11 protein-coding genes are annotated in these 12,193 nt (G+C 73.3%); 9 read left to right on the forward strand and 2 right to left on the reverse strand.

Going from position 1 to position 12,193, the window contains the following annotated elements; genetic code table 11:
- The 9 genes from AOK22_RS17985 to hutH all read left to right on the forward strand — a co-directional run.
- The coding region (locus tag AOK22_RS17985; RefSeq protein ID WP_425264043.1) for an acyl carrier protein at window positions 1–272 on the forward strand (272 nt) is incomplete at its 5' end.
- Window positions 269–1,210, forward strand: coding sequence for a hypothetical protein (locus AOK22_RS17990; protein ID WP_055699689.1), 942 nt, complete (start codon window positions 269–271; stop codon window positions 1,208–1,210). The genes AOK22_RS17985 and AOK22_RS17990, both read left to right, overlap by 4 nt.
- Entirely contained in the window at window positions 1,200–1,838 is a 639-nt protein-coding gene (locus AOK22_RS17995; protein WP_244164857.1) for an acyl-CoA dehydrogenase family protein, read from the forward strand. Before AOK22_RS17990 ends, AOK22_RS17995 begins: the two co-directional genes overlap by 11 nt.
- A complete protein-coding gene (locus AOK22_RS18000) occupies window positions 1,835–2,992 on the forward strand; it encodes an acyl-CoA dehydrogenase family protein (protein WP_055699691.1) in 1,158 nt (385 codons plus the stop codon). The genes AOK22_RS17995 and AOK22_RS18000 overlap by 4 nt, the downstream gene beginning before the upstream one ends.
- Entirely contained in the window at window positions 2,985–4,358 is a 1,374-nt protein-coding gene (locus tag AOK22_RS18005; RefSeq protein ID WP_244164859.1) for an MATE family efflux transporter, read from the forward strand. Before AOK22_RS18000 ends, AOK22_RS18005 begins: the two co-directional genes overlap by 8 nt.
- The gene (locus tag AOK22_RS18010; RefSeq protein WP_055699692.1) at window positions 4,355–5,068 is read left to right on the forward strand and encodes a 4'-phosphopantetheinyl transferase family protein; all 714 of its coding nucleotides are present in this window, start codon (window positions 4,355–4,357) and stop codon (window positions 5,066–5,068) included. The genes AOK22_RS18005 and AOK22_RS18010 overlap by 4 nt, the downstream gene beginning before the upstream one ends.
- Window positions 5,065–7,026, forward strand: a complete 1,962-nt coding sequence (locus AOK22_RS39170; protein WP_157872258.1) for a condensation domain-containing protein — start codon at window positions 5,065–5,067, stop codon at window positions 7,024–7,026. Before AOK22_RS18010 ends, AOK22_RS39170 begins: the two co-directional genes overlap by 4 nt.
- 2 nt (window positions 7,027–7,028) lie before the next feature.
- On the forward strand, window positions 7,029–8,264 hold the full coding sequence (locus AOK22_RS18020) for a cytochrome P450 (protein WP_055699693.1): 1,236 nt from the start codon (window positions 7,029–7,031) through the stop codon (window positions 8,262–8,264).
- A 68-nt stretch (window positions 8,265–8,332) separates the two neighbouring features.
- Entirely contained in the window at window positions 8,333–9,862 is a 1,530-nt protein-coding gene (hutH, locus tag AOK22_RS18025) for a histidine ammonia-lyase (protein WP_055699694.1), read from the forward strand.
- A gap of 36 nt (window positions 9,863–9,898) precedes the next feature.
- On the opposite strand, the gene AOK22_RS18030 is transcribed toward hutH, so the two are convergent.
- Window positions 9,899–10,732 carry an alpha/beta hydrolase gene (locus AOK22_RS18030; RefSeq protein ID WP_055699695.1) on the reverse strand — a complete coding sequence of 278 codons (834 nt, stop codon included), beginning with the start codon at window positions 10,730–10,732 and terminating at the stop codon, window positions 9,899–9,901.
- A 123-nt stretch (window positions 10,733–10,855) separates the two neighbouring features.
- On the reverse strand, window positions 10,856–12,052 hold the full coding sequence (locus AOK22_RS18035) for an ROK family transcriptional regulator (protein WP_055699696.1): 1,197 nt from the start codon (window positions 12,050–12,052) through the stop codon (window positions 10,856–10,858).
- Window positions 12,053–12,193: the final 141 nt, after the last annotated feature.

Genomic DNA, 12,193 nt, shown 5'->3' on the forward strand with positions numbered 1-12,193 from the left:
CCCAACCCTCCCCCCTGCTGCCCCGCGTCACCGCGACCACGATCACCGCCCTCGCCACGATGCGCGACCGGGACCCGGACTCGATCACCGAGAACACCCGGCTCTTCGACGACCTCGGCTTCGACTCCACGAGCATCCTCGAACTGCTCATGGCGCTGGAGGACGAGCTGGACTTCGAGTTCGACCCCGAGACGCTGGAGCCGGACGACTTCGAGACCGTCGGGTCGCTCGCGGCATACGCGGCCAGGCAGCTCGAGGAGCCCGAGCAGTGACCTACACCGCCGTCCCTCCGTCGGCCTCGCCGCCCGGCTCGCGGACACCGGTGCCGCTGCGCCTCGCGGCCGTGCACCGGCGCGGGTTCGACCCCGCCGAGGCCGCCGACGGCTCCCTCTCGGCAGGGGACCGCGCGTTCTACACGGACCTCGTGACCGCGGGCGGACTCCCGGTGGACGAGGAGGCCTTCACCGGAGGGCGGACGACGTACGCGGCGATGGTCTCGGCGATGCTCCCGGAACTCGCGCCCCGCGACGACTTCGACCTCGCGCTGCTGGCCCACGCGACGCCGGACGCGACACCCGGCTGGCCCCTGAGCCGCCTGGAGCGGTCCGCCACCCGTACCGGGCTGGCCTTCGCGATCTCCGACCAGGGGGCCACGTCGCCCTTCGCCGCGCTGCGCATGGCGGTGAACGGCATCGCCGTCCGGGAAGCCCGCCGCGCGCTGGTCCTGATCCCCGAACAGCGCGCCGTGTACCACCGGGGCCCGATTCCCGGGGAACTGCGGGCCCGGCACGACACGGCCGTCGCCCTGACCCTCGACGTCTCGGGCGAACTCGGCGCACTGGACTGCCACCACCACTCCGGGGTCGCGCCCGCCGACGTGCCCGGCCGGCTCGCCGCGCAGGCGCCACCGGCCGGGGCCGGCACGAGCCGTCCCGTGCTCATCGCGGGAGCGGGGCTGACCCGTCACCGGGGCGCCGCCCCCGACGGCTTCGAGGTGCGCACCGTCCCTGACGGCATGCCCGCGACCGGAATCTGGTGGGAGCTCGCCGGACAACTGGCGGACCCGCGCCGGGCGGACCGCACCATCCTCCTCGCCGACTACGACGCGCGGCGCGGATACCTCGGGCTGTGCCGGCTGGACGTCGCGGCGGACGCCGCCGCGGAGCGGACCGGGGCGGACCGGCAAGGAAAGAGGACCCATGTCGGGTGAGAGCGTAGAAGTGAGCACGGCCCCCGATCGCCTCGCGTTCCACCAGAGGCTCGGGGAGAGGGCGCGGACGTCCGGAGCGGGAGCGGCCGTCGAGTTGCTCTACCGTGCCGTCCCCGACGGCCTGGTGCTCCAGGGCCCCGCGGGCCACGCGGTGGTGCCGACGGGACGACTGCCCGGCGCGGCGGACCTGCTTCCGGAGCCGCTGCGGGGCGACGGCCTGTCCCTCGTCCGCCCGGGCGCCGACACGGCGTGGGCCGAGCGGACCGACGCCGTCGTCTGGCTGCGTCTGGGACTGTCCCGCGCGCTGCTCGACGCCTGCCTCACCCACCTCGAACAGCGCACCGTCCAGGACGCGCCCCTGCTCCGCCAGCAACTGGTCGGCGGGGCGTTGGCCGACGCGGCCACCGAGCAGACGGAGGCCGAGAGCGTCCTGCTCGTCCCCGGCCAGGAACCGGCCATGCTCGGCGACCTGCACCGCCGGATCACCGCCGTCGACCGGAGGCTGCTGCGCCTTCTGGGCGCGTTCGGCTTCACCGCCGAAGGCCCCGGCCGCACGGCCCTGCTCTCCGAGCTGATCGCCGACGTGTACGCCGGTCACCACCTCGCGGAACCAGAGGCCGTCCAGTGATCGAACTCGACCGTCACCACCGACTGCTCCAGGAGCAGGCCCGTGAATGGTGGGCCCAGGTGCGACCCCACGCGCTCGACGTGGACCGCGACCCGACGCTGCCCACCCGGCTGCTGCACCTCCCCGGACTCGACGTGCTCGCCACCGCCCAGATACCGCCCGAGTACAACCCGGATCCGCTGACCGTCTCCGGCCGGTGCTTCCACTTGATGACCGCCCTGGAACGAGTCGTGTACTACGAGGAAGCCGCCTGGGGCGACCTCGCCACGGCCCTGGCCGCACCCGGCGCGCCGATGGCGGGGGTGCTGGTGGACACCCTGGGCGACCGGGCGCAGAAGGAGTGGTTCTACGGACGGCTTCTCGCCGAGCCGACGTGGACGTTCTTCGCGCTGACGGAGCCGGACCACGGTTCGGACGCCGCCGCCATGACCACCTCGCTCACCCGTGCCGACGAGGACGGCCCCTGGCGGCTCGACGGCGCCAAGAAGTATGTGGGCAACGCGGTACGCGGCCGGCTCGGCGTAGTGTTCGCGCGGACGGGGAAGGGGCCGCTCGGCGTCAACGCCGTACTCGTCGAAGCGGGTCAGCCCGGCCTCGACGCGCGCCCCGTCGACACGCTCGGCCTGCGCGGCGCCCAACTCGGCGCCCTCACCCTGGAGTCGGTGGACATCGCCCCGGAGCGCATGCTCGGACGGCACCTCTCGCCCACCCGGCGGGGCATGGCCGGCTGGCTGCGCACCTTCAACCTGCTGCGGCCCGTCGTGGCGAGCATGGGCGTCGGCCTGGCGCGGGCGGCACTCGAATACGTACGGACCCGGCGCGACAGCCCGACACACGCCGAACAGCTCCGGCTCGACGCCCTGGAACGCCGCGTCGAGGGGGTGCGCCGCCTGACCCGACGGGCCGCCGCGGCGGCCGACGCGGACATCACGGCGGGCCAGCTGGCGTGCATGGCCAAGCTCCGCGCCGCCCGGCTCGCCGAGGACGTGACCGTGGCGGCCCTGGAGTTCTTCGGCCCCGGCGCCCGCCTCGACCACCCGCTGCTGGAGAAGCTCGCGCGTGACGCGCGCGGCATCGAGTTCATGGAAGGCACCGAGAACATCCAGCGCATGAGCGTCCTCAAGGACCTTCGCCGAGGTGGTCACCATGGCTGACGACCAGACGTCCGCCGCCGAGCCCGTCGCCGTGCGGCCGCCGCCGGCCAGGCGCTCGCTGCGGATCGGCCGCCTCGCCGTCCCCATGGTGCTGGGGGAGATCGTCGGCTATCTGACCATGCTGATCCTGGTGGCGATGGTGGGACGCATGGGCGGCAACGCGCTGTACGTGCGCTCGCTCTTCCTGCCCCTCGGCATGGTGTTCAGCGCCATCAACGCGGCTCTGGCCGTCAGCACCCAGGTCGCCTGCTCCATGAGCAAGGGCAAGAACGCTCCCGAGGACGTCTTCCCGCTCACCGTGAGCATGACGAAGGTCTGGGTGGTCGTCGGCACCACCCTGACGCTGCTTCTCTCCTTCGGCGCACCTGCCTTCGCCTCGTTCTTCGATGTGTCCGACGCCGCGTACGACGAGTTCGTCTGGTTCCTGCGGTGGATGTCCGTGGTCAGCCTGCTGGGCTTCGGGCCCGCCTTGTGCGCGTCCGCCCTGCGCGGGTTCGGGTTCGCCCGGCAGGGGCTCGTCCTCACCCTGGTGAGCTCCTTCGTCGAGATCGGGCTCGTGGCGTGGCTGGGCTTCGGCACGGGACTCGGGATGCACAGCCTGCCGATCGCCGCCGCGTTCTGTGCCGTGGCCGGCACGGCCGCGGGACTGTGGCTGCTGCGCCGCGCCGGGCTGTGGCGGCGCGGACAGCGCGCCCCGTGGCAGCCCGCGACGCTCGGCCACGTCCGGTCCGTCGGCCTGCCGGTGGGCGCGACCCTCGGCATCATCTCGCTCTACAGCCTGGCCCTGGTCTGGGTGCTCGGGCCCTTCGGCGAGGCGACCGTGGCGGGCTTCTCCACCGCCTCGTCCGTACAGAGCCTGATCATCATGCCGGCGCTCGTCTTCGGATCGGCCACGGCGATCGTCGTCAACCAACAGCGGGGCGCGGGCTCGTACACGAGTCTCGTGCCGACCTACCGCAGCGGCATCCTGCTGTCTTTCGCCGTCTTCGCCGCCATCGCCGTCGTGACGTTCCTGGGGCGGGACCAGATCGCCCAGGTGATGACCGGCGACGCCGACGCGGCCGCGGTGGCCGCCCGGTACCTGGGCATCGTGGGCCTCACGTACGCCGTCGAGGGCCCTGTCCTGGTGGCCCTGACCCTGCTCGAACACGTCGGCGGCGGCGGACGCGCCGTGGTCCTGAACGTCGTCTACTTCGGCGGGAACGTCGTGGTCGGCCGCTGGGCGGTCGCCGCCGTCGACAGCCCCGACGGGCTCTACTGGACCGTGGCCGTCTCCAACCTGGTCAGTGCGGTGGCCCTGGTCGCGGCAGCCGCCTACATGCGCAGGCTCGTCGCCGACGCCCGGGCGTCCGGGGCGGGCGGATGACGCGGACGGACAGCGACCGCGTCGACGTCTGGCACATCGACCTGGACGCCGCGGTGAAGAAGGCCGCCGTTTCGCTCCGTTCGGTCCTGAGCGAGGAGGAGAGGGCCCGGTCGGCCCGCATCGGCGACCCCGTGTCGCGCGCCAGGTTCGCCGCCGCACGCGGCGCGACCCGCCTCATCATCGGCCGGTGCCTCGGCCGCTCGCCCGCGGGGCTCACCTGGCGGACCGGCCGCTGGGGCAAGCCGCGCGTCACCGGCCACGAGGACGCCCTGCGCTTCAGCCTGTCCCACTGCGCGGGCCGTGCCGTGGTGGCCGTGACCGGCCCGCGGGACGTCGGAGTGGACCTGGAGCGGTCACGGGAGAGCCGGGACGTCGTGGCGCTGAGCCGCCGCTACTTCCCTGCCGACGAGAGCGCGCTGGTGGCCGAAGCCGCCGAGGACGACCGGCCCGCGGTGTTCCTGACCCTGTGGACGCGCAAGGAGGCGTGCACGAAGGCGGCGGGAACGAGCCTGCTCCGGCACGGCCTGCGGCTGTCCGTCACCGGGGCACGCGGGGCCGACGGCGCCGTCCTCGCCCACGACCCGAGCCGACAGCTGCCCGGCAGCTGGACGGTGCACGACATCCCCGCCCCACCCGGACACGGCGCGGCGGTCGCCGTGGACGGCGACGCACCCGTACACCTGACGATTCGACCATGGGAGCCGCAGTGAGCGAGACCCGATGGGCCCCCATGCTCTGGGGCCAGGAGCACTACTGGTTCCTGTACTTCGACGTGCCGGCCTACGGCGCCGACCGGGACTGCGTGAAGATCACCCGCACCTGGCGCCTCGACACGGACCTTCCGGACGACACCGTCCTCGCGGCGCTCAGCGCTCTGGTCCGCCGGTACGAGTCGCTGCGGACCAACTTTCTCCACGACGGGACGGGAACACCCGTCCAGGCGGTGCGACCGCCCTGGGAGGTCACCTTCGCGGTGCGCACCGAAGGCGACGCATCCGACATCCCCGCCGTCACGGAGCGTCTCGCCGCCACCGCCTTCGACCCGGCGCGGGACAGACCCGTCAGGTTCGCCCTGATCAGCGCGCCGGGCCAGGGCGCCTGGGTGGTGGCGACGGCCGTCCACAGCGCGATCGACGGGCAGAGCTGGATGGTCCTGGAACGCGCGTTCCACGCCCTGTTGGAGGCGGACGACCAGCCGTTCCCGGCGGCACGCCAGCCGCGGGAGCAGGCCGAGCTGGACCACTCCGCCGGGAAGGCCCGCTACCGCGAACGCATGCGCGCGTACTGGCGCGACTGCTACCGGACGATCCCGCAGGGCATGTTCCCCGACTACCGGCCCGCTCCCGTGGGGCACTTCGGCGGCCACACCCCGCCGAGTCCGTACGAGCGGGTGACCCTGAGCTCCCGGCGGCTCGCGTTCGCCGCCGAACGCGTCGCCGCCCGGCGCAGGATCGCTCCCGGCGTCGTCTACCTCGCGGCCTTCGGCGTCGCTCTCTCGGCACTGTCCGGCAACCGGCGCTGCGTGATCTCGATGGACACGGCCAACCGGGCCGACCCGGCCCTGACCGCCTCCGTGGGCTGCTTCTTCCAGCCCGCGCTCGTCGTCTTCGACACGGCTGCCGAGGACACCTCGCAGGCCCTGCTGACCAAGGTGTTCCGCGCTGTCGTGGCGGCCCAGCGCTACGCGCGCTACTCGTCGCTGGAGATGACCGAGGAGCGTGCCCGGGCCGGACACGAGCGCGGCATGAACCTGCGGATCGGCGTCACGTACAACTACTTCGCCCGGACGCGGCCGGAGCACGACCCCGAGGTCCCGCACAGGGACGACGCGAGCGACAGCACGGAGGACTTCGTCGTCGAGAAGGCCCCCATCGACTGGCAGGACAACAGCGCCGACCTCTACCTCGCGGCGGAAACGGGCGACGACGGGGTGGTCCTGTCGATGCACGGCCACACCTCGGTGATCGGTGCCGACCGCATCGCGCGGGCCCTGCGCGCCATGGGCGCGCTGATCGCCGGCTGGGCCGACGGCACGGTTGCGATGGACGCGTCGGTCCGTTCGGCGCGGGACCGACTCGGCTTTCCCCGGCGCGAGTTCGGTCCGGACTGGGTCCTGGTGGACCACTCCTGGGTGGACACACGGGCGTGCGCCGCGCGCCTCGCCGCGCTGACAGGGGTGACGTCGGCGGCGGTCTTCGCCGAAGGGACCGCCGACGGCGAGGACCGGCTGGTCGCCTACGCGGCCGGGCCCGTCACCCCTGCCGGACTCCGTGCCCAGCTGGCGACCGGACAGGTCGACCAGCCCTCCCTGGTCCTGCCCCACCGGTACGTGGTGTGCGCGCAGGCACCGGACGAGGAGAGCCGGGAAGCCTGGGCGACGGCCCCGGTGGCGGCCGAGGGCGACGGGCTCCCGCCCTCCCCGGTGCCGCCGCGCACCTCCCGGGAACGGGCCATGGCCGCGGCAGTCCGTGCCTGCGTCCCCGGCCACCCGGCGGACATGGCCACCCCTTACCTGCCGGCGGGCGGCAGGACGGCCCTCGCACCCCACGTGACCGACCACCTGGACGCGGCCGGCTTCACCGGGATCGTCCCGGCCGACCTGCTGGGACCGCTGCCCCTGGGCGCGGTCGCCGCGAAGCTCACCCCGACCGCCACCGCCAGGAAGTGACGATGGACAGCACCGACGTGAACACCGTCCGCCCCACCGCCGCCGACGACGGCCCCGGACTCCCCGGCCTGCCCCTGACCCGGACCTGCCCCTACCACCCTCCCCAGGAGTACGAGGAGCTGCGCGCCCGCGGCCCGGTGACGAAGGTCAGGCTCTACGACGGGCGCGAGATCTGGGCGGTGACCGGCCACGCGGCCACGCGCTCCCTGCTGCTGGACGAACGACTCACCGTCGACCGGGACAAGGCCCCCTTCCCCCGGCTGGCGCGGCTGCTGGTGCTGGGACGCCCGGACCGCCACCCCGCCATGCGGGCGCTCCTGCGCACCGATCCGCCGCTCCACACCGAGCAGCGCAGGGCCCTGCGGCCGGGGCTCGCGCTCAAGCGGACCCAGCACTGGCGGCCCGCGATCGAATCCGCCGCCGGCGCGGGCCTCGACACGCTGGCCACCACGGCGCGGGGCGAGCCCGTCGAGTTGCTGGGCGGCTACATCCGGCCGCTGGTCACGGCGGGCATGCACGAAATGCTCGGCATCCCGGAGCAGGACCGCGCACACTTCCACGCATTGCTCCACCGGAACTTCGATCCGGTGCCCCACCTCGTGGAGTACCTCTCGGCGCTCTGCGCGGCCAAGCAAGGCCTCCTCGCCGAAGGCGTACCGGGGACCGGGCTGCTCGACGACCTGGCCCGCCAGGTGAGCGAAGGAGCGCTGACGGCCGAGGAGTTCGCGCACTACGGCACGGTCCTCATCGTCGCCGGGCAGGACGTCACCGTCGCGACCATCGGCCTCGCCGTCCTGACCCTGCTGGAACACCCCCACGAGCTCGCCCGCGTGCGCGACGACGCGGACCACTGGCCCCACGCGGTCGAGGAGCTGCTGCGGTTCCTCTCCCTGACCGGAGGCCTGGTGCGCGTCGCCACGGCGGACATCGAGACGTCGGGTGTCGTCATCAGGGCCGGGGACGGGGTCGTCCTGCTCAATCCCGCGGCCAACCGCGACCCCGATGTCTTCCCCCGGCCCCACGAACTCGACCTGCTGCGGAGCACGCGCAACCACCTGTCCTTCGGCTTCGGCGCCCACCAGTGCATCGGCCAGAACCTCGCGCGCCTGATCGTCGAAGTCGCGCTGCGGGGCCTGTTCGACCGCTTCCCGACGCTGCGGCTCGCCGTGCCCCTGGACGAGGTGCCGGTCCGCCAGGGCCTGGTCTTCGGCCTCAACGCCCTGCCCGTCCAATGGTGATCCCCCGTACACATCCGGGGAGTGAGTACGTGACAGCAGTGACGACAGCCGCGGCCACACGGACGGTCATGGTGGGAAGCGGGCCGCTGGCCGCCGCCGACGTCGTGTCGGTCGCGCGGCAGGACGCCCGGGTCGCCCTCGCGCCCGACGCCGTCAAGGAGATCGCGCGCGGCCGCGAAGTGATCGAACGTCTCGCCGACGACAGCACGCCCCACTACGGGATCTCGACCGGATTCGGGGCCCTGGCGGGCCGGCGCATCCCGTCCGACGCCCGCGCGCTCCTGCAGCGCAGCCTGGTCCGCTCGCACGCCGCGGGATCGGGGCCCGAGGTGGAACGCGAAGTGGTGCGCGCCCTGCTGGTGCTGCGCCTCTCGACGCTGGCCACGGGGCACACGGGAGTGCGGACACGGACCGCCCGCGGCTACGCCGAACTGCTCAACGCGGGGATCACCCCGGTCGTCCACGAGTACGGCTCACTGGGCTGCTCCGGCGACCTCGCCCCGCTCGCGCACTGTGCCCTCGCCGCGATGGGCGAAGGCACGGTCCGTGACGCGCAGGGCACCCTGATGCCCGCGGCACGGGCGCTGGAGGCGGCCGGCATCGCCGCGCTCGACCTCGCGGAGAAGGAGGGCCTCAGCCTCATCAACGGCACCGACGGCATGCTCGGCATGCTGGTGCTGGCCCTGGCGGACTTGCGCCTGCTGCTGCGCACCGCCGACCTCACCGCAGCGATGAGCGTCGAGGCCCAACTCGGGACGGACGCCGCCTTCGCGGCCGACCTGCAGGCGCTGCGCCCCCACCCGGGCCAGTCCGCGAGCGCCGCCAACCTGCGTGCGCTGCTGGCCGGTTCGCAGATCATCGGCGAGCACCGGCGCGCCGAGTGCGGCTGTGTGCAGGACGCGTACTCGCTGCGCTGCGTCCCGCAGGTGCACGGCGCGGCGCGCGACACGATGGCCCACGCCGAGAGCGTCGCCTCCCGGGAGCTGGCGAGCGCCGTCGACAACCCCGTCGTGACCCCCGACGGACGCCTGGCGAGCAACGGCAACTTCCACGGCGCGCCGGTTGCCTGCGTCCTGGACTTCCTGGCCATCTCCGTCGCCGACGTGGCCTCGATGGCGGAGCGCCGCACCGACCGCACCCTCGATCCGGCCCGCAGCCACGGCCTGCCCGCCTTCCTCGCGGCCGACCCCGGTGTCGACTCGGGCCACATGATCGCCCAGTACACACAGGCGGCCGTGGTCTCGGAACTGAAGCGCCTGGCCACACCCGCCTCGGTCGACTCCATCCCCTCCAGCGCGATGCAGGAGGACCACGTCTCCATGGGCTGGTCGGCCGCCCGGAAACTCCGCCGTGCCCTCGACGGCCTCGCCCGCGTCCTCGCGGTGGAGCTGTACACGTCCGCCCGCGCCCTGGACCTGCGCGCTCCGCTCCGCCCCTCTCCCGTCACGGCGGCGGTGCGCGACGGTCTGCGCGAGGCGGTGCCGGGACCGGGGCCCGACCGGTATCTCGCCCCGGAGATCGAGGCGACCTTGCGGTACGTGGTCTCGGGCCGGGCGCTCGAAGCGGCGCGGTCGGCGGCGGGACGCGCTCTGGAGTGACCCACCGCCGACGGGCCTGCGCGTACGGAGGCCGGTTCAGACGAAGCGGCGCAGGAACTGCAGCGAGGCGTCGGCGACCTCCTGCCACCTGCTGTCGAGGGTCAGCGCGTGGTCCCGCCCGTGCATCTCCATGATCTCCGTGACGCCCTTGTTCGACTTCTGTCGTTTGTACGCGCCGCTGGCGAGCGCCCAGGGGATCGCGTTGTCCCGGCCGCCGGAAATGATCAGCAGCGGACCGCGCTGCGGGTTGCGGTAGTCGGCCTTCGCCTCCGTGCGCGGGTTGAAGTTGGCGAGGACCGCCTGCATGGGCGGGGCGCACGGCGCGGGCACCGCGTACCGGTCGTAGATCGACTTGGCCTCCTCCTCGCTGACGGCGTTGGCGTAGGCGTAGCGGAACTGGTCGTAGGTCAGGAGCTTGGCGCGCTTCCGGTTGGCGGGGTTGGCGATCATCGGGATCAGCGAACGGACCGTCGACAGGGGGAAGGCGACGACGCCGCGGAACGGCGCCGGATTGATGGCCACCGAGGCGGCGGACAGACCGCGGCCCGCGAGGATCTGCGTGAGCATCCCGCCGACGGAGTGCCCGATCACGACGGGCTTGCGCTCCAACGTGCGGATGAGGGACGCCAGATGATCGGTGACCTGTCCGATGGTCTTGCCCGCGATGGCCTCGGGGTGCTTCCTGGCCTCGGCCACCGTGACCGGTTCGTCCGGCCAGGTGAGTGCGACCGGTGCGTATCCCGCGGCCTCGAAGTAGGGGAGCCAGTGGTCCCAGCTGTTCGTCAGCATCCACAGGCCGTGCACGAAGACCGCCGGCGTGCGACCGGAGGCGTTGGCCCGTTCGATCTGCTCTGTGTCGGTAGCGGACATACCCAGACGCTAAGGTCGCAAGTGCCCGTCCGTAAGGGAGAGTTGGCGGACTGGCCGATACTGCCGCGTGCGCTTCCGGATCGTGCGGTGCCGTCGGCGCGCGGACCGCGCCGCGCCGCCCCGTCAGCGTGCCGCCCCCGCGAGGACCCGGTCCACCTGGCGCGGCGACAGCGCGTGCTCGACGGCCAGTATCCCGGCGCCGACCGCCGCCGCGTTCTCGCCGGTGCGGCTCGGCTCGATGCGCAGGACATGCGTGGCCAGCGGGTGCGAGCGGCGGTACACCGCCTCCCGTACGCCCGCGAGGAGCTGGTCGTGGACGGCGGCGAGCGCGCCGCCCACCACCACCGTGTCCGGGTTGAAGAAGTTCACCAGACCCGCGAGCACCTCGCCGACCGCCCGGCCGGCCTCGCGGACCATGCGCACGGCGTCGCGGTTGCCGGACTTGACCAGGCGTACGACATCGCTGCCCGAGGACGCCTCCAGGCCGAGGTCCGCCAGCCTGCGGGCGAGGGCCGCGCCGCCCGCGATCGCCTCCAGGCAGCCGGAGTTGCCGCACCGGCAGGGATCCTCCAGATCGCCGACCCGGATGTGCCCGATGTCGCCCGCGCTGCCCTGCGCCCCGCGGTGCAGCCGGCCGTCGGCGACGATGCCGCAGCCGATGCCGGTGCCGACCTTGATGTAGAGCAGATAGCGGGTGTCGGGGAAGGCGCGGCGCTGCTCGGCCAGCGCCATCACGTTCACGTCGTTGTCGACGAGGGCGCGGGCGCCGAAGCGGTCGGCGAAGAACTCGGGGATCGGGTACTGGTGCCAGCCCGGCATGATCGGGGGATCCACCGGGCGGCCCGTGGAGAACTCGACGGGCCCCGGCACCCCGACACCGATCGCCTGGAGCGCGTCCACGCCGTGTCCGCTCTCCTCGAGCAGTCCGAGCAGCGTGCGCTCCACGTGGCCGAGAACCGCCTGCGGGCCGTCCGCGATCGACAGCGGGTCCTCGCGCAGCGCCAGCGTGTCGCCGCCGATGTCCATCAGCGCGACCCGGCAGTGCGAGGCGCCGAGGTCGACGCCCGCCACCGCGTGGTCACGGGTGCGCAGCCGCAGTGTGCGGGGCGGGCGGCCGCCGGTGGAGCTGCCGTCGGCCTCCTCGGCCAGGAAGCCGTGCGCGATCAGGGCGTCCACGCGCTGCGACACCGTCGACCGGGCGAGCCCGGTCACCCGGGCGATGTCCGCGCGGGTCCGGGCCGCCCCGGTGCGCAGCAGGGCGAGCACGTCGCCGGGCGAGGAGGGCACAGCTGCGGGGTGGTGATCCGGCGCTCCAGACATGCAGCCACCCTAGGGACGACTTTCGCTGCTCACAAGGCCGATGCTGTTCGATCGTCGACCTAAGTCTGCACCAACTGCCCTGTAAACAAACGCGCTTGAGCCCTTGACAGGTCAAAGCCCGCTCATCACATTGCTCTGCAG

The sequence above is a fragment of the Streptomyces silaceus genome (assembly GCF_001419745.1).
Lineage (GTDB): Bacteria > Actinomycetota > Actinomycetes > Streptomycetales > Streptomycetaceae > Streptomyces > Streptomyces silaceus.

Excerpts from the sequence above, each read along its gene's own strand:
- AOK22_RS17995 (WP_244164857.1), top strand. The coding sequence starts at position 1,200 with ATGTCGGGTGAGAGCGTAGAAGTGAGCACGGCCCCCGATCGCCTCGCG.
- AOK22_RS18005 (WP_244164859.1), top strand. The coding sequence starts at position 2,985 with ATGGCTGACGACCAGACGTCCGCCGCCGAGCCCGTCGCCGTGCGGCCG.
- AOK22_RS18010 (WP_055699692.1), top strand. The coding sequence starts at position 4,355 with ATGACGCGGACGGACAGCGACCGCGTCGACGTCTGGCACATCGACCTG.
- AOK22_RS18020 (WP_055699693.1), top strand. The coding sequence starts at position 7,029 with ATGGACAGCACCGACGTGAACACCGTCCGCCCCACCGCCGCCGACGAC.
- hutH (WP_055699694.1), top strand. The coding sequence starts at position 8,333 with ATGGTGGGAAGCGGGCCGCTGGCCGCCGCCGACGTCGTGTCGGTCGCG.
- AOK22_RS18030 (WP_055699695.1), bottom strand. The coding sequence starts at position 10,732 with ATGTCCGCTACCGACACAGAGCAGATCGAACGGGCCAACGCCTCCGGT.
- AOK22_RS18035 (WP_055699696.1), bottom strand. The coding sequence starts at position 12,052 with ATGTCTGGAGCGCCGGATCACCACCCCGCAGCTGTGCCCTCCTCGCCC.